Source organism: Desulfomicrobium baculatum DSM 4028 (assembly GCF_000023225.1).
In the GTDB taxonomy this organism is placed as follows: Bacteria; Desulfobacterota; Desulfovibrionia; order Desulfovibrionales; family Desulfomicrobiaceae; genus Desulfomicrobium; species Desulfomicrobium baculatum.
On record NC_013173.1, the window covers coordinates 3,080,428 to 3,104,430 of the forward strand.

The following is a 24,003-nucleotide window of genomic DNA, read 5'->3' on the forward strand; positions in this document are numbered from 1 at the left end:
ACTACGGAGCAGACAGCCGCTCCCGCATCAAAAGCCCAATCAGCTCCCCGCGATCGAGGCGCTGCGCGTAGCCCTTTTCCAAAATTCCTGAAGCAGTCCTGTTCTTTTCCTGTTCGGCCTGCGCCAGATACCCGGCCAGAATGGGTTCGACCTCGCGGCGCAACTGCGCGTCGGACTTTCCGTCCAGCGCCCTGAATAACGATTCCAGCTCTTCGGGCGCGGGCAGATCGGCCGCATGCAGAACCGCGCCGATCCGCTCCCGGTAGCGCTCCAGCGAAGCCTTTATATGGTTCTCCTTGATGACCGACAGACCCGACCAGCCCGCCCGCATCCATTGAAACACCCCGCTTTGCACCACCTCGCCCCCATCGAGATAGACCCCGATGGAGACGTTGGTCTGAATCCGGGACGAAACCCAGCCCAGCCCGGTCTTGGTCAGGCCTTGTTCATCCGAATAGACGTAGCGGCTGTCCTCGTCGCGTCCGACACGATACCCCTTGGTGCCCACTTCCGATGGTTCGGGCTGCACGCTCACGGACAAAAGCGCCTTCGCCTCCGGCAAGAAAACAAGCACCCGCTTCAAACGCATCGCGTAGCATCCGCCCGTGGACAGATCCGCAGTGGTGCGGTCGTATTGCTCACCCCGCACGACCACGGTCCTGGGCGGCGGCCAGGGATCGGCCCACAGCTGCCGCTGTGCCTCCGCGCTTTTCGGTGTGGTCCAGACCGAAGAACGGATCGAAAACGGCTTTATGAGCTCCTGGGGAATCTCGGGATTGTAGAGATAACGCAGCAGGCGCTGCATGGACTGGTTGACCGTAAATCCCTGATACGCGCCGGGAGCGTCGTCGTATCGGGGCAGGCCGCCGCCAGCGTCGCCCTGGGCCCGGACATGGGCGATGAGAGGCGCGATGCGGTCCGGGTCCGGGTCGTGGCCGAGGAGCACCTCATGGCACAGATGATCCACCGCCTGCTCAAGGCCCAGCAGCGACGAGTGGGGGCCGAGGGCAAGGGCCTGGCCCGCGCCAAGACCGAAAAAAAAGAGGATGAGTCCGCAGACCCACCCCCGCCGCGCACCAACGGGGACACTCACGTTATATTTCCCCTTCCTTGACGAAAAAGCGGACCTGCGACCCCGTGACCGAACTGCGGCCCGTGTAAAGAAAAACAAGCAGAAAAACGCCCTGCAGGAGCAGCAGCACCGGCACGCTCCACAGGGCGGCAAGCCCATGGCCAAGATTCACCGCGACTCCATGCGCAGACAGAAGCAAGGCAGGCGCAAGTCCGTAGAGAACGCCCACGGCGGCCATGATCTGATAGGCGGATATCTTCTGCTCTCCACGGTAGTCGGCGCGGAAGAATTCGGAAATCACCCGCCAGACCTGGGTCACAACCAGCGGTACGATCATGGCCGCCGAAAAACTCGCGGCCGCGAAGAAGACCATCCCCAGACAGGCGGCGGCGCAATACAGGTAGGCGGTCATGAGCTGCACGGGCACCAACTCGCGTCCGCAGAGCTCATGGGCGTAAGCCGCTTTCTTGGTCTGACCGTGGAAAACGATGTTCCAGCGGTTGAAAATTCCACGCCACGGTTCGGGCATGGTCTTTACAGGGCGACCGTAGCAGCAGCCGAAACTTAAGCACGCCAAGCGACCAACTCCTTCACCTACGGCGTAGGCGATGGCCAGGGCCGCAAGAGCCGGCAGCACGGCTCCCTGCCCGGTCAGCGCAACCACGGCCCAGGCTACAAAGGGGGCCACGACTATGCCCACGAAGGCGGCCCCGCCGACGCTCAAGGTGTTGGGCTTGCCTTCGACAAGGCGCGCCACGATCTTCGCCGCCGGAATGCACAACCCGAGCATGCCCGCGACCATGAGCACAAGTCCAAGGAGCCCCATGCCGACGGACCCCAGCAGCGCGACAGCAACGGCCGTGGCCAGCGTGTAGGCGAGGGCGCTCAAGGCCCCGTACCAGGTCAGATTCAACGCCTGCCACGCGCCGTCCGGATTCTTGAACAGGGGCACGCTGGCCATCATCTGCCAGCGTTCACCGGGAAGAGCCCGCCCGCCCCAGGCGATGAACGCGAAAAGCGCTGCCCCGAAACACAAAATCAGCACATACTCCATATTTTCTCCAGCCAGGCCGAGACGCCCGGGTTATGCGTTGGGTCCAAGGATGCGGCCGATGCTCTCGCGCACCCGCACGTCCGTTTCCACCCAGGGACGCCCCAGCCAGCTCGAAAAGCGGCTGCCGACGTCCCCGCGAAACTGATTGGCGACCAGGTCCGGGCTGAATTCAACCCGGCCCGGCTCAAAAATGAGCACATCAAGAGAACTCCCGGGCCGGTACAGGCTCTTGGGCTGCCCTTTGCGCAGGAAAAGGCCGGGACGCATCGGCTCGCACGGCTCGTAGCCGCTGCCGGCATAGGCCTGCACGATCTGCCCGATCATGAGCGCCGCGACCTCGACCATGGCCACCAGGCCGCAGCCGCTTCCGCCCGGCACGTCGGTGTCGATGACCGTGACCGCGCGGCGGTTGCGGGAAAACGGCGTGACCTCGCTGATGACGGCGGCCGGATTGCAGGAGTGAAACGCGCCTTCGATCTCGTAGAAATCGCGCACCACCCCGCTGACCGGAGCGTGATTGTAATGATACTTGTCCGGGGTGAGGCGAAAGATGGCAAAATCACCGCCCGTGAAGGTCCAGACCCAGTTCGGCCGCCCCAGAAACTCCGCAAAGGAGAAGAACTTGTCCTTGATGAAAAGAACGCTCTCCTGGCTCAGCGACCCCGCAAACATGCGCGAGTCGGCGGGTGAGACCACGGCCAGAGGGTCATCGCTCATGGGCCGAACCTCATCGTAGCGGATGCGACGCTCGAAAATGCGGCGAGCCGTGGTGTAATAGGATGCGTCCTCCACGCATTCCGAAAGATCGATGCCCAGACGCCGGATGAGCGAATTCGCGCCCGAAATGCGTGCGCCCAGCGGCAGGTCGTAGTTCATGAACCCCAGAAGGCTCGATGCGCGGCCCGATACCACGGCATCGAACAGGACCGGAGCCCGCTCCCTCACCCGCGAATACAGATAGCCGATGGCCCGGTCGCAGAAAAGTTCCTCATCCCGGATCCGCCCGGAATCTCTAGCTATATACTGATGCGTCATGTTTTTTTCCCATTTTTTGTCCACTCAAGCGGGCATTTTCGCTGTGCATGCCGATGACAAGAAGCAGGAGCTGGATCAGCACCGGCCGACACCCGCCCAGCTCGCCCGTGCGTTTCAATTCCGTGCGGGCTTCGCGCGCGAACTCCATGATGTCCCGTCCGCCGAGCAGCGCGGGGAGCCCGGTACGGCAGAACTGCGCGGGCAGACACCCGAAATTCTTGACCGTCTCGCAGTCTTCCAGAAGGTAATCGAGGGCTTCGGCAAGATGCGAGCGTCTCAATTCCCCTCTATAGACCTCCTCGGCCCCCATGTTGAATTCCTGCGCGCGCAGGGCCAGCGGGGTGCGCGCTCCGGCATGCTCCAGAATGCGCCGGGTCAGCTTTCCCCCGGCGCCACGTTCCGGATCCGTGATGCGGGCGCGCAGATCGCGCAGAAGATCACCCGCCCCGAAAAGTTCGATCACGTCCCGGCCCTCGGATTCGATGAAATCGAGCAGCGCCATGCGGTACTCCTGCACATGCACGCGCAGGGTGCCCGGATAGCGATGACTGCCACGGACGCGGGACGCCCTGGATACGAGGTCGAGCAGCAAGGCGTTGCCCGAATCCCGGCGCACGAAAAAGGTGGGCAGGTTGATGGCCGTGGCAAAAAATATCTGTCGCCGCTCGCTCTCCACTTCCGGACTGTCGGGAATCGAAGACCGGCTGACGCGGCCGCCGAGCACCAGCTTGCAGGCCAGCGCGCTCAGAAACTGCTGCAGGCGCGCCGCAGGCCGCATGTCCTCTTCCAAAGAATCAAAGAGGCTGTAAAAACGGCCCTCGAACCCGGAAAACCCCATCACTTCGAACGAGCGCTGCTTGTAGAGCAGGTAGGTCGACATGGACTCGTGAAAAACGCCCATGGCCGCAAGGTCGCGCTTCAGCCGCAGGTCGTTGCCGACCTCGCCGTCCAGGGCCGCGCAACGATGGGTGCTCATGAGCGTGGTCATGTAGTCGAGCAGGCGAAAATCCGGGATGAAGTCGCCGCGCAGGCCAAAAATCCGGGCAATGGTCCTGTCCATCAGCGGCGGGCCGAAGGGGGTCAGGGGGCGGCCACAGACTTTGAGCTTGGCCTTCTTCTTCCAGCGCCGCCAGATCATGCGCAGGTGGGTGTAATCAAGCTCGTGCGGCAGGAAACCGAGCGCTTTTTCCGGATGGAAATCCTCGAAATCCATGCGCATGGGAGCTGCGCTGTAGGTGCCGACAAAAAGCGGCAGAAAATGTTCCACGATCTTGATGACCAGGTCGCCCAGATATTTTTCGTCGGCCGCGCCGAAATCGCCGCCGCGCATGAGTTCTCCCAAACGCTTGCTGCCAAGGGAGATATGCGTCCCGTTGTTGGCCAGGCAGGTGTTGGAGGTGTTGGGCAGAACGACCAGATTGTTGGTCAGGATGCCGGATTCGCGCAGCTTGGCGATGGTGTTCAGCTGACTGCGCGAGAGCATGCGGTGGCACAGGCCCATGTATTCCTTCTTGGCCTCGCCCCGGTCCCAGCCCGACAGGCACGGGTTCATGAACAGCTCGCGGTAATGGGCGTCGGGGATGATCTCGTTCAGCCGCTTCTGCCGGGCCGGAGGCAGCGGGGCGAAATAGATCATGGCCCGCTGGCCGTGATCCAGCAGCCCGAACCGTTCATTGGCATGGTCGAGGAGCAGTTGGGACAGCAGGAAACGCTGGCTGGTTTCCCGGGCGATGCCGCGCCCGCCCTCGAACGCCTCGTTCATGGGCGCGGGATAAAAGGAAAAGGTCTCGGGGGAGGTGTTGTCGTTCAGGAAATGGCCGAGAAAGGATTCCGCCAGCTTGCGCACCTCGGCGCTCACCCCGGACCCGGCCAGATCGGCCAGGGAGAGCTTCAAAAGATAACTGATGGGGATGCGCAGCCAGTCTTCGCCGTCTTTGGCAAAGAAGAAATCCGCGCTGTCTTTCCTGCGCCCGGAGGCCGGATCGCTCTTGTCCGCCAGCAGGTCCCGCTCCAGGGTGTGGCGGGCAAAGGAGTTCAGCCGGGTCAAGGGAAAGCGCACCCAGCTGTTTTCCCAGACCGCGTCAGGCCCGGCCTGCAGATAGCGTTCAAGCTCAAGCAGGGTGTGGCTCGAGGTATCCCCGGCCACGGTGCGCCGGGCCACATTCTGGTAGAAACTCGAATCGCGGATGCGCAGCGGCAGATCGACGGATTCCGGGCTGCCCATGACCGCGACCTGCAATTCGCTCTCGCTTCCGGCCGTGGCGTCGTCAGGGCCAAAAGGGAGCAGGTCCACCAGGCGGTCGTTCCAGACACCTTCGAATCCCATCTTCCCGGCCAACCGCCCTTCCATGCCCGCCTGCATCATTGTCGTATCGAATAACATGCACACCACCTTGTTTCACTGCCTTGAACAGATATATATGAAGGGGATGCGAAGAATCCGTGACCGCACCGTGACAACTTTGCCAGCCCTTCGGGGTGGACGACCAGGACTGTCACCCAAACGTCACCGCGCTGTCACGGACATGCGCGAGGCTCACGGCAAGGAAGGGTCATGGAGATGAACACCATTGCCCAATACGGTCCTTTGGCCATCGCGCTGGGCGCTTTCGTGGAAGGGGAGACGGCGGTGCTTCTGGGCGGGGCGGGCCTGGCGCTGGGGCTGTTCGATTTCTGGACCGTGGTGGGGGCGGCCTTTGCAGGCAGCATGGCCGGAGATCAATTCTTTTTCTGGCTCGGCAGGCTCAAAGGGGCCGCCTATCTTGCGGGGCATCCGCGCTTCGGGGCCAAGGTCGCCCGCGTCGGCAGCCTGCTGCTGCGCCACCGCCTGCCGCTCCTTGGCACCTACCGGTTCATCTACGGCATGCGCGGGGTCATCCCCTTTGCCTTTGGCGTGTCGGACCTCTGCTGGCGCTTCTTTCTTGCCGCCAACCTGTTCACGGCAACGCTATGGTCGCTCCTCATCACCCTGCTCGGGCTTCATGCCGGAAAATTCCTGACCGATCCGACTGTCGTCGCAAGGCTGCCCCTGTTCGGCGCGGGCGCTGCCCTGCTTTTCGGGCTGGGGATGCTGGTGCGCGGACGCTTCAAGGCCCGGCCCTGAACGCGGCGGGTCTGCCGGGTTCCGGGCCATCGACGCAGGATGGAGGTTCAGGACGCGACCTCCGGGGAGACAACAAGCGCGGGCGCGGCCTGCGGTGGCGCGAAGCGCGCCAGTTTTTCCGTACGCATGGGCTTGGTGCCGTCAAAGAAATCGCAGGCCATGTAGTAGCGCAGGTCGGAAAACCAGATGCCGGGCAGATCCGGGCGGGACGAGAACCTGCGCATAACCTCCAGCGGGTTGGAGAGTGCCATCCCGAAAGGACCGAGCAACTCGGACGGGTCGCGGAAGCATTCCCATTCGCAGCGCCGACAGACCGGCTCGCCGCCCGGCAAATCCGTAAGCTCCCAGAAAGGGCCGAGGTCCTCCGCACTGCGGTAGCCGCACGGATAGGCATGCCCGGCCGTGGCATCCACGAAAAAGAAGTCCAGACCTCCGCGACAGGCGTACGTTTGCCCGGCTTCCCCTTCGGTCTGCCGCACAAGGGCGTCCAGTGAGGACAGCGGCGTGAAGAGGCGAATGCGCGACCTGAAGTCCGGCACGACATCCTTGAGCGCCAGCAACATGGCCCTTTTCTCCTCGGGGCTGAAACGGATGAAGGAGTCCGAGGATGTGGCCTGGTAAACGGCACGATCTTCGTCACTCATGGGATAGCAACAATTGGCGATGGTGAAGCCAAGGTTCGTCGCAAACGTGAAAAAGCGCGTAAAGGCCTCGAAAAAGCCCTGCCGAAATCCGTGCGTATCAAAAGGACCGTGCAAGGCCGGAATGTGGCCACCGCAAAGGCGGTTGATACCCAGGTTGACCGAAGGGTAAAGGCCGCTGTTGTGAAAAATGGGCAACGCCTTGGCCATGCCCCTCACCACGCCGGGCAGGCCCCGGTTTGTCTCGTGGATGTCCGGGTCGCTGGAATCGAGGCTGATCCAGAAATTGCGGATGCCGCTCTCAAGCAATTCATCGGCCGTGCGGCGCATGCGGTCCTCAAAATCCGGGGCCTCGTGGCGCTGAAAGATAAAGCCGTTGGTGCCGGTGCGAATGTACGGAATACCGAGTTTTTTGGCGCTGCGGATCATGCCGGTCAGGCGCGGCAGGTCAAGCAGAGGCTCCCCGCCGGTGAACGAAACGGCCTGCATGCCAAGCCTGGCCACAGTATCGAGAATACGGTCCACGACCTCCGGGTCGAGACTGTGACGGGCAAAGGAATGATCGACGCTCATGCCGCATTGCACGCACCGCGCATTGCAGCGGGTCGTGATCTGAATCACGGCCTGGCCGGGCAGACGGCCACGGAACAGGGCGCGGCAGGTGGAAAGAAACTTCATATACAAACTCCTGTGACCCTAAAGCCCTTTACATTCCGGACCCGGGCTCACGGATTGAGAAGCTCCCGGAGCCCCTTGCACGTCTTGAAATGAATCCTCCGGCGAGCCGGAATGGCGATGGTTTCCCCGGTGCGCGGGTTCCGCCCCATGCGCGCGGCATGGAGCATCACGGAAAAGGAACCAAGTCCAGGCAAAGAGATTCCCTGGCCTTTGGCCAGGGCTTCGCGGATCACCGCGTAGAAGGCCTTTTGGGGGGAAGAATGGGTCGTTTGGGACGTATGGGCTACAGGGAGCTCCGCATTTCCATAGGTCCCATTCTTCTCATCTTCTTCCACCCCCACCTCTTCCGTCAGCTCATTTTTTTTTTGCTTCGTCACCCAGCGGACTCGAAGGCAAAACCGGGGCTTCCAGTTGCGTCGCCACCGGGGTCAGCGGCTGCATTTTGTTCGGGACCCAGGAAAGCTTGAGCTCAAGCTTCTCCTTGTCGCTTTTCTGTTTTATTTCGAGCTCCGCCTCGATGCTGTCCGAAGGCCGCAGGATGAGGGGCCGCTCTTCGTTGTCGAGAATGAGTGTGCCCTGCCTTAGGCCCGCGAGCACGGTTTCCAGATACGCGACCAGATCATCCCTGGTCATGATGTTCCTTGATTTGAGCTTGTCTTTTCCCATAAAATCCTCCTTTTAAGTATCACGCCAGGGATATGAGGGCCTGGCAGAGCAGATGCGGATCGATGACGCCGGTGTTCGTGTCGGTCAGGGGAGTTTTGATGATCTGGATGCCCAGCGAAGCCAGCTCCCGCTGCGGATTCTTCGTGTCCGGATAGTTCACGGACGGATCAAGCAGGACAAAATCGAGAACATCGCTGATGGCGATGCTGTCCGGGGCGTCGGCCCGCAGATGACGCAGCAGGGTCCGGACCTGACCCGCCAGAGACAGCCCGATCGATTCGGGGTCTTCGAACGTGTTGGGGATGAACACCTTGGGACAGGGCGTCTGACTCACGGCCTGCCCGACTCCGCGGGGCAGCAGGTTGGCGACGACGGAGCTGTAAAAGCTGCCCACCGGGTAGCAGATGAGGTCCGCGCCCTGAATGGCCCTTCGGATCTTGTCGCGGATGAGCGGACGCACCGGGGCGTTGCCCTTGGCCGGATCGACAAGGGACAGCTCGGACACGGCGCGGGTCAGAGGGGGAGTGTCCTTGCCGGTCAGCAGATGCTGTCCGACGAGATGCCCCCCGCCCTCCAGCACGGCCCGGAGTTGCAGGTTGGAATTGATCAGCAGGCGAACTTCCCCTCGCACCTGAACCAGTTTGGAATAGATGTAGACAATGGGGTCGATGTGCCGCCTGTTCTCAAGATACCCGGCGGTCAGGATGAGGTTGCCGACGCTCGCCCCGCGCAGGTCGAAATCCGGGCCAATGGATTTCTCGAAGAGCTGCAGATGATGGCGGATGATCTTGCGCATGGGATCCGACACCCGGGTGATCAGCGGGTGACTGCCCCCGACCAGGGCGGAGAGTTCGTCCTGCAGCTGTTCCGGACTGGCGGTCCTCGGCAGGCGGTGGGCAAAAAGCTCGAAAATTTCCGGGTATCCGTGCAGGGTGCGGTCTGCCAGGGCCATGAGCCGATTGCGCAGGTCGCCCACGGCCGGCATGTCGAAATAGCGGCGCAGCACGGCCGAACTGCCGCCGGAATCAAACGGCGTGACCAGATGCACGGAGTTGTGGGTGTATCCGACCAGGGCCTGGCTGGTTTCCTTCAGGGCCGTGCCGCCGGTGAAAAACAGGATTCGCGGCCCGAGGTCGGGGCTGCGTTGCGCCCTGGCCACGCGCACCGGATCAGGGACATTGACCTCCCGGGTGACCCGTATCGCCGTCATGCGCCCTCCAGCAGACGCAGGCAGCCGGCGGCGGCCTGGTCAAAGTCCACGCCCCCGCTGATCTCGAAAACCCTGCACCCGCGCAGCGCCCTGGCATAGTCCTCGGCCGTTGGCGCATAGCCGTTTTCGGCGGCGAAAAAAAGGCCGGTATCCTTCATGAAGGCTTCCAGCAGATCGTGCCGCTCGTTTATGTCGATTTCCCCGATGCGCGTGGGCGAGCCGTCCCGGTGCCAGTTCAGCAGCACCAGATAGCGCATGGGACACTGCAGGATGAATCGGTCCGGACCAAAGAGCTGGTCGATGAGCGCGTCGTATTTATGCTCCAGGCTCCAGAGCTCCTCCGGGGACAGGCTTTGGAACCGCGCCGTGTCCTCGGGAGAGATTATGCCTGTCAGATCGGGATTGTGCAGCGCGGTGCCGGGATTGATGCGCGGATGCTTGGCCACGCCGAACATGACCGGACCGGGCGTTCCCGGGCTGATCATCAAACGGTCGTTGCTGACAAAGGTCACGCCCTTGCTGACCAGATGCAGGGCCAGGGTGGACTTGCCCATGCCCGAAAACCCGGCCATGGCCATGCCGGTCTCGCACACGGCCACGCCGGCGGCGTGGGCGAGGAGGCAGCCGTCGTTCAGCTTGCGCTCGATGAAGCGGTTGTTGATGAAATTGACGACCTGGTTGGGATTGGCTTCGCAGTCGCCCACGGCCAGATTCTCTCCTTTCCCGAACAGAAAGTGCATGCCGGTCAGGCGCTTGCGGATGACCCGCCCGCCTTCGATGTCGACCCACTCCTCCTTGATCTTGGTCTTGCCCGGATCCGGCTGTTTGACCTGAAAGGAAAGCCCCAGATCCGGGACCTTAGCCTGCAAAGCCGTGATGGTGATGTCCGCGTTTGCCGCCGACCTCAGAAAGGGCGCAAAATACGTGGTCAGTTCCCGGGCCAGATTCGCGGAGTTGGTCATGACCCGAAAGCGGCAGTCGCCCATGCTCAGAAAGACCTGATGCGGTGTCGCGATTCCGGCGCTCAAGAGACTCACGAGCTTGGCCAGACTGGTATCATCGTTCACGAATCTTCTCCATGACGTAATCGGTGTACATGGCCGCCGCATCGAGCCCGCAGGCATCCTGGATGCCGCGGAACCCGCCGAAGGCGGAAACCTCGAAGACAACCGGGCCAGTGGCCGCTTCCACCACATCGACGCAGGTGAAATCCAGGTCGAAAAGGGCCTGGGCCTGTTCGGCCGTGCGCAGGGCCTCGGGCGAAGGCGTCGCCGGAGCGTATTTGCCACCCGACTCGGTGGTCGTGTTCCAGGCCCCGGTGCCGCAGCGGGCGTAGGTGGTCAGATATTTGCCGCCGAGAAAAACAATGCCCAGATCCTGCCCAGGCAGCTCGATCTTCCGCTGCATGTACATGATGGGATTTTCCGCGTGGAAAGCCTCAATGGCGAGGCGTGCCCCGGCGCCATGTTCAATGACCGTCATGCCCCGGGCCTTTGACGTGAAAAGCGGTTTGAAAACGGCCGCGCCGTAGCGCTGCACCGCGCCCAGCGCCTCGTCCACGGATTCGGTGATGGTCGTGGGCGGCATGGGAATGTCTCCCAGGCGCAGGGTCACGGTGCAGCTCAGCCGGTCCAGGACCCGCATGATGGACATGGGCGAAGAGAAAATGGGCAGCCCGCGCTGCGCCAGAAAGCGCAGCACCTCAAGCCTGTCGAGAAGATCCGGGGAATAGCGCGCTCCGATCTTCTTGATGATCAGGCCGTCAAGCCCGCCCAGATCGACTCCCTCGGTCCAAACCTTGCCCGCGTCCAGATCCATGCAGACCTGCTCCATATCCACCAGCAGGCGGAATCCGGTCTTGGCGGCCACCGTGTCCGCAAGAAGTTCCGAAGACCACCCGCCGCGCGTACCGACCACTCCTATCTTCATAAGCGATTCCTAATAGTTAAGTATTTCCAAAGGGAAAGAAAACTGTGCCGGATCCTCCAGTCTGTGCTCCGTGAGCCGCTCCATGAGGAAGAGGCAACGGTTGTACATGGCGTGGGCAAAGGCCCGGTTCAGCTCGAAGCGGGTCGAGGTGTAGAACGATCTGGCCACCCCGAGTCCAAGACGGATGTCGAAGCTCTCGTCACCATGGGCCTTGGCGAACGCCTTGCTGAACTCGTAAAAGCTTCTGATCGTCGCGGTGATCCGTGCGCGCGACTCCCGGTCAAAGGCGGGCAGCCGGAAATTGGAGACAAGAAACACCGAGACGTCCTGCACGTAGTCGGAATGCTGCGAACGGTGCAGATCAATAAAATACACCTTCTGATCCAGATGGTTGTAGATGACGTTGTTGATGTTGAAGTCGCCGTGGATGAACACCGAGAATGGCGCGGGATATCTGACTTCGATATCCATGCAACTCCTGATCAGTCCACCGGCCGAAGGGATGGCCACCGAACCAATGCCCATGGCGGGACGCATCAGGTCCGGATGGACCTGCAGGATGGAGGACATGCGGTCCAGGGCCTGGCGCATCATGTTCGTCGGCAGGGAGTGCCGGCTCATGGTCTGTTCCCAGACATGCTGAACAGTCTGCTCGAAAATGAACAGGGCGTTCTTGAGAATCTCCTCGTCCGAATTGAAGATGGCTTCGTCCAGGGTGCAGCCGGACAAGAATTCGGTCAAAAGCGACGCGTTCTCGCCCTCCTCCTGATAGCTGAACACTTTCGGGACCAGTCCGGGAATGATTTCATTCCAGCATTCCAGATTGATTTTCTCCTGACGGATCTTGCGCAGGTTGCCTTCCTTGAAAATGGAGTCCCGCGCCTGGGGAGTCTTCTTCCCCTCCACGCGGGCGATGCGGCAGCCCGAGCGCGAGCCCCAGATGCCCTGGAAATCCACATCCGTGACATCCCCCTGCAGGCCCGATTTGTTCAGGTTGCGCTGCAGGGCCTTGAACTGCTGGATCTTGATGCGCTCGCCGATGATGACGAAAAGCAGGGCCTCCCCGATGTTGAGCAGGCTATCCCCGATGCGCTCCATGTAGCGGATGATGAAAAGCGAGGTGATATGGTCCTCCACGTTGCGGCCGATGCGCAAGTGGATCATGATCTTGTCGAAATTCTCCTTGTACATGAGGTCGAGCTCGTCCTCCATGCGGCAGATGGACAACGCCCCGGACAGATTGGCCTTTTGCAGGACAGGGAGGATCTCGCTGACCGTTTCGTGGATTTTGAGAAAACTGTCCTTGTAATCGAAATTTTCCAGAAACCTGTGCGTGGTGAGGTAGCCCATCTGCTTGGCTATGTTCACGCAATAATCGCCGATACGCTCCAGATTGATGGTGATGATGTGCACGGCGCGCAGATACTTCATTTGATCCTGACCGAGCCGGGTCTGATTGAGCGTCGTGAAGCATTTGTTTTCAATGACGTTCTTCAGATTGTCTATGTAATCGTCCTTGCTGAATATCTTGTCATAGGTGGAGGGCGTCGGCTCCAGCAGAAATTCGAACGTGGCCTTGATCTGGTTTTGAACTTCCATGATCAGGAACCGGAAATTCTCATCGAGCCCTTCAAAACTTTTGAGCATGGCGTGTCCTAGGAGGTGATGGAAATTGTGCCGGACGCCGGGGATTCATCGCTTTTGTCTTTCCAGCCGACCTTGATGGCCAGCTTGTTCTCCGAGCCCTTCTTCTTCACCGACACCTCGAATTTCATGTACCCGCCCGGATGCAGGCAGATTTCAGACCCCTCGGATTTGAGCACGATCCGCCCCTCGGCAAATCCATCCTGCAAGGCCTGCAGATATTTCTGGATGGTCCGGCTGTCCTGTACGGACTCGAATTCGAATTTATCGTCTTGAGACATGAGTATTCCTTTTTTTCAGCCCAGCAGGCGTTCGCGATATTCGCGGATGACGATTTCCCGGCTCATGCCCGAAAGGATGAGCCGCTTGGAGATCTCCAGGTCATCCCAGGCCGGTTGATAGCCAATCTCCCGATTCGCCTTTTCCACATTTTGCGACGTGATGGTTTTGACTTTCTCACCCATGTGGGTGTCGTCGCCCATGAAGACCAGTTTGCGGCGTGTGGACGGACCCGCGCAGGCATTGGCCCGGCCCACGGCCGCAATCAGAAAATCCGTGTAACGCTGCGACTGGGGGTTCCAGACCTCGTACCCGTCGACGTCGTAGTCGGCCAGCAGGATGGGCCAGAACTGCTCCGGGTGGGGGATGATGATTCCTCCGCCAAGAGCCCGGGCTTCCTCGATGACCTCGGAAGTGCGATAGAAATAGCGCAGGGAAAAGTGGGTTTTGACAATGGCCTTGACCGCCGACAGATAGGTCTGGATACGGTCGATGAGTTCGCCGTCATAGAACGGACGCAGGGCGTCGAAATAGTTGCGCAGCAGCTTGTTCTTGAGAGCGTCCGGGGACAGGCCGGCGTGTCTGTCCTCGACCATGCGCCGCACCTTGGTCACATGGTGCCGCACGAATTCGACCAGATCCAGATCCGCCCCGGTCTCCCGCGCAGCCTGTTCGATGCGGTCTTCCAGCGGAGCGGTGATGGCGTGCATGAAATCGAAAAGCTGCGACGCCCGGTAGGTCTGGGTATGGCGAAGCATGGCGCGCAACGTATGGGCGTGCTCCAGGCGGGATGTCTGGAAATGGAGCAGCAACTGCACCTTCTGGTTGAAGCCGTGGGAGTAGCAGTCCACCTCCACGCCGCTGAAATTTCCGTACTCCAGGATCTCGTTGTGCTGGGTCGGGATGATCAAATTCTCGGTCATGCCTGGGAACATGTTGTGAACGCGTTGCGTAATGACCGGCATGGGCACGAATTCCGGATGCCAGTGTACGGCCATGACGCTTTGCTGGTCGGGGAGGACACGCTGCGGGGAGGCCAGCGCCGCCAACGTTTCTTCGCTGAGATTCGTGCTGGTCACGGATTCGAACACGGCGAGATCCCGCTCGTTGATAGCCGGATCCCAGGCCGCGGGATTCATTGGGTCGGATGAACGCATTGGCAAAACCTATTTGTAGCGGTCGTGGCAGGATTTCTTGGCCTGGGCCAGTTCTTCGACCACCGCGGCCGTTGCGGCCTGGTCCTCGTGGTCGAAGGACGCGCGCAGACGCTCGCAAATTTCCGCATACGCAGGATAAAAGTCGTCACCGTATCCATGATACGAAATCATCTTTTCGGAATCCGAGAGGAAAACCGAGACTATTTCACGCGAAGGCATCTCGCCGCGGGCAACGCTTTCACGGATGGCCTTGAAATAGATCTGCATCCTCTTCTTGAGCTTCGAATAACTCTCGCACACGACGCCCGACCCGCACGGATCGTCGGCTCCGCAGACTTTCAGGCCCTTGCCCGTGAATTTCACTTCCAGCGCATCGTCCTGTCCCAGATCAACCTTGACCTTGAACTTGACCAGTTCCGCAAGGCTGATCCCGTATTCGCTTAGGTCATCGGACTCCTGCTCCAGGGTATCCGCCAATTTGCGCAACAGGTCCGCGGCTTCGGCGCGTGAGAGCAGCCAATTGTGTTTCAGTTTCGATGCCATGCAATCTTCCTTGGTGAAAAGTAATATGGAAATGCTGATTTTCTCTGTTAACAGGGCCGCAAAGTCAATTCTCTTACTGTGACATTTGCGTCACAGTTCCGTGACAGACTACTCCTGGACCAACATGATTCCAAAATATTTATGAAATTGCCATGCAAGCGTAACAGTAATGACGCCAGCGCGGGATAGCGTGCGCAAACCACAAAGAGGTATGCACATGATCACACAACGCAAAGCGGACATGCATGTCCATTCCAAATTTTCCAGCAGACCATCGCAATGGATTTTGCAAAAACTTGGCTGTCCGGAAAGCTTCACGGAACCCGCATTCATTTATGAACAGGCCAAAGCGGCGGGCATGGATTTTGTCACCATCACCGATCACAACGTCATCGATGGAGGACTGCGCATTGCCCACCTGCCGGGAGTTTTTTTAAGCGAGGAGGTGACCACCTACTTCCCGGAGGACCGCTGCAAGCTGCATGTCCTGGTCTACGGCATCACCGAGACGCAGCACGGGGAAATTCAGCGCCTGCGCGAAAATGTCTATGATCTGTGCGGCTACCTGCGCAGGGAAGGTTTGGTGCATGCGCTGGCCCATCCTCTGTTCGCGGTCAACGACAAGCTCGGCATCGACCATTTCGAACAGAGCCTGCTCCTCTTTGACGTCTTTGAATTGAACGGCTGTCGTGACGAAATGCAGAACACGGTCCTACGGTCGATCCTGGCGGATCTGGACCGGATCACGATGGAAATCCTGGCCGATCGGCACGGACTGGAACCGCTGGGGTGCACGCCCTGGAAAAAAGGATTGATCGGGGGCTCCGACGACCATTCCAGCCTCAACATCGCAAGCATGCACACCCTGGCCGAAGCGAACGGTCTGGATGATTTTCTCGGTGCGGTGCGCGGTGGGCGGGCGCTGCCGTCCGGTCGCGCGGCCACCGGACATGCCCTGGCGCGAAATCTCTACGCCATAGCCTACCAATTCTACCGCGCCAGGACCAAACGTTCGCGCTCCAAAATGCTCTGCATGCAGTTCGCCGACCACATGCTCGGTGCCGGTGAAACGTCCGGAGACGGCATTCTGGCCCGCCTGCACGCGGCCATCGGCACGCGCAAAAGCAGCACCTATCTGCGCCTGGCCGACGCCGACGGGATCAAGGCCGCACTCTTGAAAGAGGTGACCCGCATCATCGAGAACGACCCCACATTCACGGCCATCGCCAAGGGAGAACCGGGCGCGGACTTTGACCAGGAGTGGTTCCGCTGCGTCGGCCAGGCCTCGGACAAGCTCATCGCCACATTTCTGGACCGGCTGCTCACCAGCGCCATCGGCGCGGACATCTTCGACATTTTCAGCACCATCGGCACTGCCGGGTCGCTGTACGCCCTCTTGGCCCCGTACTTCGTGTCTTTCGGGCTCTTTGCCCGTGAACGGTCATTCAGCCGAAAATGCGCCAGAGCTTTCGGACAGGCGAGGCCAAGGCCGCTTACGCTCCTGCATTTCACAGATACGTTCGAAGACGTGAACGGCGTCTCACGGACCATCCGGCAGCAACTGGACATGGCTTTGGAGCACGGCAAAGACATGACCGTGATCACCTGCGGACAAGGAGATAACGCACCGGGGATCAAGGTCTTCGACCCCATTGGCACGTTCGCCATGCCCGAGTATCCGGAGCTTTCCATATCGTACCCACCCTTCTTGCGCATGCTTGAGTACGCCCTGGAAACGGACGCAAAGCTCATTCTGGCCGCCACGCCCGGACCTGTCGGCCTCGCCGCGCTGGCCATCAGCAAGATTCTGCAGATCCCCATCCACGGCACCTACCACACCGCCTTCCCCCAGTATGTCGCGTCCCTGACCGGCGATTCTGGCCTGACAGACCTGACCCGCAAGTTCATGGCATGGTATTACAAGCAGATGGACGTGGTTTATGCCCCCTCCTCGGCCATCGCCGAGGAATTGACGACCTTCGGCGTGGACCGCAAGGCCATCCGGGTATACCCGCGCGGGGTGGACACAGCGCGCTTTGATCCGATCAAACGAAACGGCTTTTACAAACCCTGGTCAGGCATGGACTCTTTCAAGCTGATCTATGTTGGACGGGTTTCCAGGGAAAAGGACCTGGACATCCTGGCAGCGGCCTACAAAAGCGCGATCTCGCGGATGAACGGACACGACGTGCAACTCGTCATTGTCGGAGATGGCCCGTACCGGACGGAAATGGAGAACGAGCTCCTCGGATTGCCCGCGCTCTTCACCGGAGTGCTGCATGGCGAAGCATTGGCAGCGGCCTATGCCTCGGCGGATCTTTTTGTCTTTCCGTCGACCACGGACACATTCGGCAATGTGGTGCTGGAGGCCCAGGCATCGGGGCTACCGGTTATTGTCAGCGACAGGGGCGGACCCATGGAAAACATCGATCCCGGCAAAACGGGCCTCGTCGTTCCCGGCCGGGACGCGGACAGTCTGGCCCAGGCCATGATCGAGCTGTGCGCCGATCCGCGCCGCGTCAAGCACATGGGTGAAGCGGCACGCGTTTTTGCCGAAGAGCGCAGCTTCGGCTCCGCGTTTCTGGCCACCTGGGAACTCTACAAAGACGCCGCCCCGCCCGCCGCGTGAGGGAACGCACGGCAGACGGGGCGGACACGTTGGCAGGAAAAAAAATCCGGACCATGCGGCCCGGTCATGGATCAAAGCCCGGTCTTGATGACCATGTCCGTGATCGGGCCGCGCGAGCGTTCGCCCTTGAGCACGATGTGGCCGTAGCCCGGAAGGCCTTTGAGCATTTTGACGGTCCAGTTCAGGCCGTTGTTGGACTCGTTCAGGTAGGGGTTGTCGACCTGACGCGTGTCGCCGAGGCAGATGCATTTCACGTTCTCGCCCATGCGGGTCAAAAGCGCCCTTGTTTCGGCGCGTGAGAGGTTCTGCATCTCGTCGATGATGACCACGGCGTTTTCGAGGTTCATGCCACGGATAAAGGCGATGGGCAGGATCTCGAAGCGTTTGGGATTGAAGCGGAAATTGCCGCTCTCGCTGTCGGCGAAGATGCGGTTGGCCGGGCGCAGGTCGTGCAGTTTCATGAGCAGGTCCCCGACGTAGCGCACATAGGGGGCCATCTTCTCCTCCAGATCGCCGGGCAGGTAGCCGAGCTTGGCGCCAATCTCGATGACCGGCTTGACGAGGTAGATCTTGCGGTACGGGTTGTCCTTCTTCTCCAGGGCCATGAACAGGGCGGCGGCCAGGGCCAGGAAGGTCTTGCCGTAGCCTGCCTCGGACTGGATGGTGACCAGGTTCACGGCATCGTCGAGCAGAAGCTCCAGAGCCAGGTTCTGATAGACATTGCGCGGACGCACGTTCCAGACGTTGTGCTGAAAGTCGATGACGCGGGGCCCGGAGGTGGCGTGCATGTATGGCTGGCCGCCGATCCAGGCGAAACTGTTGGGGATGGGCTCCTCGCCTTCGCGCACAAAGCCGGTGTAGGACTGGGATTCGGAGCGGAACGGGTTGGAATCGCGGAACCCTTCGCTGGCGATGGCGTGGATGCGGGCCTTGAGCTGCAGGATGCGGTCGTTGGTGACCAGAATGGGCGCATCCACGCCGCTGTCTTTGAGTTCATCAAGGATCAGTTCGTCGCCGTTCTTGCTCTCCGCGTCCGTGAAAATCCGGGGCGGAAGGAACTGGATATCCGGGTCGTCCTGCAGCGCAGCAATGGCCTGGGCCACGATATGGGCCACGCGCGGCTCGCGCTTGAGCTTGTCCAGCTCCCGCAGGACGGTGTACGGCAGGATGACCCGGTTCTCCTGGCCGTTGCGCAGAGCGCGGATGCATTGAGGGTTGTCAATGAGCACATTGGTGTCGAGTACGTAATTCTTCTGCATGGACGGCTCAATCCTTAGGGGCTCATGCCCCGGTCCGGACCATTGACGGGAGAGGGCGGCCGATCAGACTGCTGCCAAAACCCCGTCCCCAAGTCCGGTGCGCCCGAATTCTCCGGGAAGCCTGTCTATCATCTCCTGGCACTCTATGCAGAAGAGCGCGCTCGGTATGGCCAGGAGCCTGCGGTCGGCAATATGCTCGCCGCACATTTCACAGATCCCGTAGGAATCGTTGTCGATGGCCTTGAGGGCGACGGTGATGTCTTTGAGCAGTTTAACGTTACGATTGTAGCGTATCACATTCCAGTCCCGTGAGGAAGCGCTGCAGGCCTGGTCCGCCAGATCCGGCTCAAGCTCCCTGTTCTGGCTCATGACGTCCCGCAGGGACTCGTTTTCCTCTTCGATCTTCCTGAATTTTTCCCGTAATTGCAGCTCGATTCCCTGATGAACATGGCAAACACTCGACATAGGCACCTCCGTTATGTGTGGCCGTCGGTCCACCCGGAACACCCGGACCCAAACCTTTTGCCGTTGAAGCACCCTAGATCCGGCGTGTTGCGGGTCAGAGACGAAGGCGAGGAGGTTTCATGACAGAGTCATTCGCCTCCGTCCGCAAGAAGACGATCGACGAGGAGACGCTCCAGAGCTGGATCGTCCTGCAAGGTCGGCTGGATCACGAATTCGACTCCGGGAAATTCCTCGCGCAGCGCGGCGATCATCTGCGGGATGTCCTGTTCGATATGCACCCCGTTGTAGAGAAAATACTGCATGACCACGATCCTCGTGCAGCCCCGCACGACGAGTTCGCGCACCTGATCGGCCAGGGTCGGCTCGCCCAGGGAAAAAAAGGCAGGCAGGACCTGCGCCTCTGCGATTCGGCTTGCGACCCGCCCGACCATGGCCGTGAACTGCAAGGCAACCTCCTTGCGCCTGCTGCCGTGCCCAAGCACGATCATTCCCGTTTTATGCACACATCCTCCTCAAATGATGAAAAAAGGCCACCCACTCACTGCAGGCGGCCCTTGAACCGACGTTACCCGTCCCGTCCTAGTGCTTGTGATCCTCATGAGCCTCGGCAGGCTGCTCATCGTGGGCATGGTCGTGATCGTGATCATGGGGATGGCTGTGGGTCAGATCCCCGTGGGTGTGTTCATGATCATGCTTGACCACGGTCGTAGTGGCCTTGCCCCTCAAACATCCGCAACCTTTGCACATATGGACCTCCTTGAGCCTTGAAACAGGCTGTTTGCGATAAATATGGGGTTCAAAGTAATCCTTTCCTTGCCGATGGCAATACCGAACTCAATGCAGCATTTTGCACATCTACACATCTTGTGCAACAGGCGGTACACAAACCGCCCGCAGAGGACGCACACCGACAACTCAACATCTTGAAATAAAGCAATTTCATCTATTGGCACGGCGTCTGCTAAGCCAGAATCAACCAACGACATTCCACTACCTCCAGAATGTAATTGTAAAGGGAGCCTTCAAATGCACGTGAAACACCTCATAATCACCCTCACGCTGGTCCTGGCCCTCGCAGCCGGAGCCCAGGCCTACAGGGGCGGCTGTCCGGGACAGGGACACTACCAGGACTTCATGTCCGGCCTGCCCCCCGAGCAGCAGCAAAAAGTCCAGGCGCTGACTGACGAACACCACAAGGAACTCTTTGCCCTCCACAAGGAGCTCCTGGCCAGGCACGAAGCCATGGAAGCACTGTTCGCGGCAACCCCCACCGACAAGTCAGCCATCGACAAGGCCGTGGCCGAAGTGAGCGAACTGCAGGCGAAAAAAGCGCAACTCAACGCAGACTATCGCGTGGAGTTGACTGAAATCGCCGGAAAGCCCGTTCCCATCGAATCCGGCAAAGGCTGCGGACGCATGTCCGGGTGCGGAGCAAACTCCAGCGGCGCCACCCCAGGCGCCGGTTCCGCCCCCGGGTGCCCAGCCGCACAAACCATGTAAACCCTCTCTCTCCCTCCCTTGAAAAAGGCAAAGGCCGTACCCCCTGCGGCCTTTGCCTTTTCCTTGAGAAAGGCAGGCCATGGAACTCGTTCTCCCATCCCGCAGCGATCGCACCATCATGATGGCCACCATGGCCGTGTTCATGCTCGGCCTGGCGCTGAGCTTCTCCACATGGCGCAACCTGCGCCAGCAGCAGGACTCCTTTCATGAGCACGCCCTGGTCACGGCCCGCGCCATCGCCGCCGGAATCGAGATCAATCTGCGCCGTGAATTGCGATTGCCTGCGACTCCCGAGCACACCAACACGCTCCTGCATCTCCATCGCACCCTGGCCAAGGAATTGCTCCAGGACTACATAAAACGCACCGACGCCCGCTTCATCGGCCTCTACAACCCCCTCGGGCACATCCTGCTCTCCTCGCACAACGATCCAAAGGCGATCCAGGGCCAATTGCCGACCATCGCCTGGGCGAGCATCGGCAACGCAGGGGAATGGAGCGGCGAAATGAATTTCGAAGGCCAGCCCATCATGGTCCTGGGTCGCATCTCGCACCTGACCTCGGCCCCCGCCTGCCCCGACGGCCAGTGTCCGCCGGACAAGCAGCCCCCCCTTCTGCTCGTCGGCGTCGACATGACCCATCACCTGGCGGCCTTTGGCAAGTACAAGCGCACGGCCATCCTGCAAACCGGGTACATCCTGGCGGTGACCATCGTCTTCTGGATTCTGCTCCTGGGCTTTCTGCAACGCAACGAGCAGCACAGACGCCTGCAACGCCTGGAGTCCTTCAACGCCCGCCTGCTGGACAACATGCCCGACGGCCTGCTGACCCTCTCTGCGGACGGCACGGTCGTGGCGGCCAATCCGGCGGCCATCAGCCTCATGGGCGGCCTGAGCCTCGTCGGCCAGCCGCTTTCAAGTATTTTCTCGAACCTGGGCCTGACCCCGGACAAGCAGCCGGGCCAGGACTGGAGCACTCTCAAGACTGCCGATCGGCATCTGGAGATTCTGCAACTGCCCTTGAAGGATGGATCGGAGCAACGCCTCGTGCTGATTCGCGACCGCACGGAACTGGCCGGCCTTGAGCGGGAACTGCACCGCAATGAAAAGCTGGCCGCCATCGGCCGCATGGCGGCGGGCGTGGCCCACGAGATCCGCAACCCGCTCTCGGCCCTGCGCGGGTTCGCCCAGTTCTTCGCCAAGAAGCTGGCCGGCCGGGACCCTGAAGAACTGTATGCGCGAACCATGGTCCAGGAAGCGGACCGCCTGAACCGCGTCATCACCGACCTGCTCTTCCTGGCCCGTCCCCGGCAGCTGAGCTTCGCCCAGGTGCCCCTTGCAGAGATTTTCCGGGAAGTGCATACTCTCTTGTCCATGGACGCAGGCGCCAGGAACGGCCGTCTGGAACATTGGACAGACACCGAAACCGTGCAGGCCGACCGGGACGCCCTGAAGCAGGCCGTCATCAACCTGCTCATGAACAGCGTGGAGGCCCTGCCCGGGGAAGAGGGTTTGATAGAACTCTGGGCCGAAGGGAATGACGACGGGACCTGGATTCGCGTCCGGGACAACGGCGCGGGCATGAGCCCGGAAGAGCGCGAACACGCCCTGGAGCCGTTCTTCACCACCCGCGACAAGGGCACCGGCCTTGGGCTGGCCATCGTCCACACCATCATGCAGGAGCATGGCGGCCTTATCCAGATAGAAACGCCGACGGCCGGAGGCACGGTCGTCTCCCTTTTCTTTCCCGCAAACCCCACCGGGAGCGCTACATGACTCAGCAATCCACTGTCCTTGTCATCGATGACGAACCCGCGCACCGGCTCATGGTCCGCGTCGTCCTCGGCGACGCCGGCTTCAAGGTGCTGGAGGCGGACAACGGCTCGTCCGGCCTGACCACATTGCGCGCCAAGCCTGTGGACGTCGTCCTGCTGGACATGCGCATGCCGGGCATGAGCGGTCTTGATGTGCTGCAAAAGATGCACGAGGAAGGGATCGCGACGCCGGTGATCATGCTGACCGCGTTCGGCAATGTGAGCAGCGCCGTGGAATCCATGAAAATTGGAGCCTGGGATTATCTGACCAAGCCGACGGACAACGACGAACTCCTGGCGGTGGTCAAAAAAGCGGCGGAACATGTGCGCCTGACCCGCGAAAACCGCGATCTCAAAAAACAGATCGGCCAACTGCGCGAGACCAGGATCATCGGCAACAGCCCGGAAATACGCAAGGTCGTGGAGCTCATCGAACAGGTGGGGCCCAGTGAAGCCAACGTGCTCGTCCTCGGCGAATCGGGCACGGGCAAGGAGCTTGTCGCCCAGCAACTGCACGAACAGAGCGCGCGCTGCAAAGGCCCGCTGGTCAAGGTCAACTGCGCGGCCCTGCCCGAAAACCTGCTCGAAAGCGAACTCTTCGGCTACGTGCGCGGCGCCTTCACCGGCGCGGCCCAGGACAAACCCGGCCGCTTCCAGCTGGCCGGGGGCGGGACCCTCTTTCTGGATGAAATCGGCGAACTGCCCCTGACCCTGCAGGCCAAGATCCTGCGCGCCCTGCAGGAACGCATCGTCGAACCCCTCGGCGGCGTGACCCCGGTCAGCATCGACGTGCGCTTCATCGCGGCCACAAACCGCGACCTCCCGGCCATGATCGCCGCAGGCACATTCCGCGAAGACCTTTATTACCGGCTCAATGTGCTCGAAATACGCATTCCGCCCCTGCGCGAACGCAGCGAAGACATCCCCCTTTTGGTCGACTACCTTCTTGACAAGCTCGGCCGCAAAAACAACCGCCCGATCCGCACCGTCACCCGCGAATTCCTGGACGCCCTCGGCCGGCACGAATGGCGGGGCAATGTGCGCGAACTTGAAAACGTCCTGGAGCGTGCCCTTATCCTCTGCCGCGCGGACACGCTGGACCTGCGGGACCTCCCGGATCATCTGCTGGCTTCCGGCCCGGCGTCCCGCCCTGCGCACCAGGCCCAGCCCGGCGAAAGCCCGCTGGAAGCGGCCGAGCGTCAGGCCCTGGAAGAAACCCTGCGCAAATACGCCGGACACCGCGAACGCACCGCCCAGGCCCTCGGGATCAGCCGCCGCACGCTGCAATACCGCCTCAAGAAATACGGATTGACCACCAGATAAAAAA

The 24,003-nt window shown here is 60.9% G+C and carries 23 protein-coding genes; 5 read left to right on the forward strand and 18 right to left on the reverse strand.

From position 1 onward, the window contains the following. Position 1: 1 nt before the first annotated feature. Genes DBAC_RS13450 through DBAC_RS13465 form a run of 4 tightly spaced genes read right to left on the reverse strand, consistent with a single transcriptional unit; the run spans position 2 to position 5,544 of the window. The gene (locus DBAC_RS13450; RefSeq protein ID WP_015774855.1) at positions 2 to 1,093 is read right to left on the reverse strand and encodes a hypothetical protein; all 1,092 of its coding nucleotides are present in this window, start codon (positions 1,091 to 1,093) and stop codon (positions 2 to 4) included. Between the two features lies 1 nt (position 1,094). After that, positions 1,095 to 2,126, reverse strand: a complete 1,032-nt coding sequence (locus tag DBAC_RS13455) for a prolipoprotein diacylglyceryl transferase family protein (RefSeq protein ID WP_015774856.1) — start codon at positions 2,124 to 2,126, stop codon at positions 1,095 to 1,097. Between the two features lie 30 nt (positions 2,127 to 2,156). After that, positions 2,157 to 3,161, reverse strand: a complete 1,005-nt coding sequence (locus tag DBAC_RS13460) for a phosphatidylserine decarboxylase (protein ID WP_015774857.1) — start codon at positions 3,159 to 3,161, stop codon at positions 2,157 to 2,159. Beyond that, positions 3,139 to 5,544: a hypothetical protein gene (locus DBAC_RS13465; RefSeq protein WP_015774858.1), complete on the reverse strand. Its 2,406-nt coding sequence runs from the start codon at positions 5,542 to 5,544 to the stop codon at positions 3,139 to 3,141. The genes DBAC_RS13460 and DBAC_RS13465 overlap by 23 nt, the downstream gene beginning before the upstream one ends. Before the next feature lie 171 nt (positions 5,545 to 5,715). Between DBAC_RS13465 and DBAC_RS13470 the strand changes: the two genes are divergently transcribed. Continuing rightward, a complete protein-coding gene (locus DBAC_RS13470) occupies positions 5,716 to 6,264 on the forward strand; it encodes a DedA family protein (RefSeq protein WP_015774859.1) in 549 nt (182 codons plus the stop codon). Positions 6,265 to 6,311: 47 nt separating this feature from the next. Here DBAC_RS13470 and DBAC_RS13475 read toward each other — a convergent pair whose 3' ends face one another. The 10 genes from DBAC_RS13475 to DBAC_RS18075 are packed head-to-tail and all read right to left on the reverse strand — an operon-like array spanning position 6,312 to position 15,011. After that, on the reverse strand, positions 6,312 to 7,583 hold the full coding sequence (locus DBAC_RS13475; RefSeq protein ID WP_015774860.1) for a radical SAM protein: 1,272 nt from the start codon (positions 7,581 to 7,583) through the stop codon (positions 6,312 to 6,314). Positions 7,584 to 7,630: 47 nt separating this feature from the next. Beyond that, positions 7,631 to 7,960, reverse strand: coding sequence for an HU family DNA-binding protein (locus DBAC_RS19480; RefSeq protein ID WP_015774861.1), 330 nt, complete (start codon positions 7,958 to 7,960; stop codon positions 7,631 to 7,633). After that, entirely contained in the window at positions 7,938 to 8,249 is a 312-nt protein-coding gene (locus tag DBAC_RS13485) for an amphi-Trp domain-containing protein (RefSeq protein WP_015774862.1), read from the reverse strand. Before DBAC_RS13485 ends, DBAC_RS19480 begins: the two co-directional genes overlap by 23 nt. A 19-nt stretch (positions 8,250 to 8,268) precedes the next feature. After that, positions 8,269 to 9,459, reverse strand: a complete 1,191-nt coding sequence (locus tag DBAC_RS13490; protein WP_015774863.1) for a GAK system CofD-like protein — start codon at positions 9,457 to 9,459, stop codon at positions 8,269 to 8,271. Then, a complete protein-coding gene (locus DBAC_RS13495) occupies positions 9,456 to 10,526 on the reverse strand; it encodes an HprK-related kinase B (protein ID WP_015774864.1) in 1,071 nt (356 codons plus the stop codon). The genes DBAC_RS13490 and DBAC_RS13495 overlap by 4 nt, the downstream gene beginning before the upstream one ends. Continuing rightward, positions 10,516 to 11,388, reverse strand: coding sequence for a GAK system ATP-grasp enzyme (locus tag DBAC_RS13500; RefSeq protein WP_015774865.1), 873 nt, complete (start codon positions 11,386 to 11,388; stop codon positions 10,516 to 10,518). Before DBAC_RS13500 ends, DBAC_RS13495 begins: the two co-directional genes overlap by 11 nt. A 9-nt stretch (positions 11,389 to 11,397) precedes the next feature. Next, positions 11,398 to 13,035: a phosphate signaling complex PhoU family protein gene (locus DBAC_RS13505; RefSeq protein ID WP_015774866.1), complete on the reverse strand. Its 1,638-nt coding sequence runs from the start codon at positions 13,033 to 13,035 to the stop codon at positions 11,398 to 11,400. 8 nt (positions 13,036 to 13,043) lie between these two features. Beyond that, positions 13,044 to 13,313: an amphi-Trp domain-containing protein gene (locus DBAC_RS13510; protein ID WP_015774867.1), complete on the reverse strand. Its 270-nt coding sequence runs from the start codon at positions 13,311 to 13,313 to the stop codon at positions 13,044 to 13,046. A gap of 15 nt (positions 13,314 to 13,328) precedes the next feature. Continuing rightward, positions 13,329 to 14,468, reverse strand: a complete 1,140-nt coding sequence (locus tag DBAC_RS13515) for a hypothetical protein (RefSeq protein ID WP_015774868.1) — start codon at positions 14,466 to 14,468, stop codon at positions 13,329 to 13,331. Positions 14,469 to 14,477: 9 nt separating this feature from the next. After that, positions 14,478 to 15,011, reverse strand: coding sequence for a GAK system XXXCH domain-containing protein (locus DBAC_RS18075; RefSeq protein WP_015774869.1), 534 nt, complete (start codon positions 15,009 to 15,011; stop codon positions 14,478 to 14,480). A 217-nt stretch (positions 15,012 to 15,228) separates the two neighbouring features. On the opposite strand from DBAC_RS18075, the gene DBAC_RS13525 reads away from it, so the two are divergent. Beyond that, complete coding sequence (locus DBAC_RS13525) at positions 15,229 to 17,640, forward strand: glycosyltransferase (RefSeq protein ID WP_015774870.1); 2,412 nt, start codon at positions 15,229 to 15,231, stop codon at positions 17,638 to 17,640. Positions 17,641 to 17,711: 71 nt separating this feature from the next. Here the strand turns inward: DBAC_RS13525 and DBAC_RS13530 are convergent, their stop codons facing one another. The 4 genes from DBAC_RS13530 to DBAC_RS19140 form a co-directional block, all read right to left on the reverse strand. Further along, positions 17,712 to 18,899 (reverse strand): PhoH family protein, encoded by a 1,188-nt coding sequence (locus tag DBAC_RS13530; RefSeq protein ID WP_015774871.1) that lies wholly within the window; start codon positions 18,897 to 18,899, stop codon positions 17,712 to 17,714. Between the two features lie 63 nt (positions 18,900 to 18,962). Next, the gene (locus DBAC_RS18080; RefSeq protein ID WP_015774872.1) at positions 18,963 to 19,364 is read right to left on the reverse strand and encodes a TraR/DksA family transcriptional regulator; all 402 of its coding nucleotides are present in this window, start codon (positions 19,362 to 19,364) and stop codon (positions 18,963 to 18,965) included. Between the two features lie 128 nt (positions 19,365 to 19,492). Next, positions 19,493 to 19,867, reverse strand: a complete 375-nt coding sequence (locus DBAC_RS13540) for a sirohydrochlorin chelatase (protein ID WP_015774873.1) — start codon at positions 19,865 to 19,867, stop codon at positions 19,493 to 19,495. A gap of 76 nt (positions 19,868 to 19,943) precedes the next feature. Continuing rightward, a complete protein-coding gene (locus DBAC_RS19140; RefSeq protein WP_015774874.1) occupies positions 19,944 to 20,111 on the reverse strand; it encodes a hypothetical protein in 168 nt (55 codons plus the stop codon). 279 nt (positions 20,112 to 20,390) lie between these two features. On the opposite strand from DBAC_RS19140, the gene DBAC_RS13550 reads away from it, so the two are divergent. The 3 genes from DBAC_RS13550 to DBAC_RS13560 all read left to right on the forward strand — a co-directional run bounded on the left by DBAC_RS13550 (position 20,391) and on the right by DBAC_RS13560 (position 23,999). Then, complete coding sequence (locus DBAC_RS13550) at positions 20,391 to 20,864, forward strand: periplasmic heavy metal sensor (RefSeq protein ID WP_015774876.1); 474 nt, start codon at positions 20,391 to 20,393, stop codon at positions 20,862 to 20,864. Between the two features lie 79 nt (positions 20,865 to 20,943). Continuing rightward, positions 20,944 to 22,638 carry a two-component system sensor histidine kinase NtrB gene (locus DBAC_RS13555; protein WP_015774877.1) on the forward strand — a complete coding sequence of 565 codons (1,695 nt, stop codon included), beginning with the start codon at positions 20,944 to 20,946 and terminating at the stop codon, positions 22,636 to 22,638. Continuing rightward, entirely contained in the window at positions 22,635 to 23,999 is a 1,365-nt protein-coding gene (locus tag DBAC_RS13560; RefSeq protein WP_015774878.1) for a sigma-54-dependent transcriptional regulator, read from the forward strand. Before DBAC_RS13555 ends, DBAC_RS13560 begins: the two co-directional genes overlap by 4 nt. Positions 24,000 to 24,003 lie beyond the last annotated feature (4 nt).

Coding starts and splice junctions, on each gene's coding strand:
- DBAC_RS13455 (WP_015774856.1), bottom strand. CDS start 2,126: ATGGAGTATGTGCTGATTTTGTGTTTCGGGGCAGCGCTTTTCGCGTTC.
- DBAC_RS13460 (WP_015774857.1), bottom strand. CDS start 3,161: ATGACGCATCAGTATATAGCTAGAGATTCCGGGCGGATCCGGGATGAG.
- DBAC_RS13465 (WP_015774858.1), bottom strand. CDS start 5,544: ATGTTATTCGATACGACAATGATGCAGGCGGGCATGGAAGGGCGGTTG.
- DBAC_RS13470 (WP_015774859.1), top strand. CDS start 5,716: ATGGAGATGAACACCATTGCCCAATACGGTCCTTTGGCCATCGCGCTG.
- DBAC_RS13475 (WP_015774860.1), bottom strand. CDS start 7,583: ATGAAGTTTCTTTCCACCTGCCGCGCCCTGTTCCGTGGCCGTCTGCCC.
- DBAC_RS13485 (WP_015774862.1), bottom strand. CDS start 8,249: ATGGGAAAAGACAAGCTCAAATCAAGGAACATCATGACCAGGGATGAT.
- DBAC_RS13490 (WP_015774863.1), bottom strand. CDS start 9,459: ATGACGGCGATACGGGTCACCCGGGAGGTCAATGTCCCTGATCCGGTG.
- DBAC_RS13500 (WP_015774865.1), bottom strand. CDS start 11,388: ATGAAGATAGGAGTGGTCGGTACGCGCGGCGGGTGGTCTTCGGAACTT.
- DBAC_RS13505 (WP_015774866.1), bottom strand. CDS start 13,035: ATGCTCAAAAGTTTTGAAGGGCTCGATGAGAATTTCCGGTTCCTGATC.
- DBAC_RS13510 (WP_015774867.1), bottom strand. CDS start 13,313: ATGTCTCAAGACGATAAATTCGAATTCGAGTCCGTACAGGACAGCCGG.
- DBAC_RS13515 (WP_015774868.1), bottom strand. CDS start 14,468: ATGCGTTCATCCGACCCAATGAATCCCGCGGCCTGGGATCCGGCTATC.
- DBAC_RS18075 (WP_015774869.1), bottom strand. CDS start 15,011: ATGGCATCGAAACTGAAACACAATTGGCTGCTCTCACGCGCCGAAGCC.
- DBAC_RS13525 (WP_015774870.1), top strand. CDS start 15,229: ATGATCACACAACGCAAAGCGGACATGCATGTCCATTCCAAATTTTCC.
- DBAC_RS13530 (WP_015774871.1), bottom strand. CDS start 18,899: ATGCAGAAGAATTACGTACTCGACACCAATGTGCTCATTGACAACCCT.
- DBAC_RS18080 (WP_015774872.1), bottom strand. CDS start 19,364: ATGTCGAGTGTTTGCCATGTTCATCAGGGAATCGAGCTGCAATTACGG.
- DBAC_RS19140 (WP_015774874.1), bottom strand. CDS start 20,111: ATGTGCAAAGGTTGCGGATGTTTGAGGGGCAAGGCCACTACGACCGTG.
- DBAC_RS13550 (WP_015774876.1), top strand. CDS start 20,391: ATGCACGTGAAACACCTCATAATCACCCTCACGCTGGTCCTGGCCCTC.
- DBAC_RS13555 (WP_015774877.1), top strand. CDS start 20,944: ATGGAACTCGTTCTCCCATCCCGCAGCGATCGCACCATCATGATGGCC.
- DBAC_RS13560 (WP_015774878.1), top strand. CDS start 22,635: ATGACTCAGCAATCCACTGTCCTTGTCATCGATGACGAACCCGCGCAC.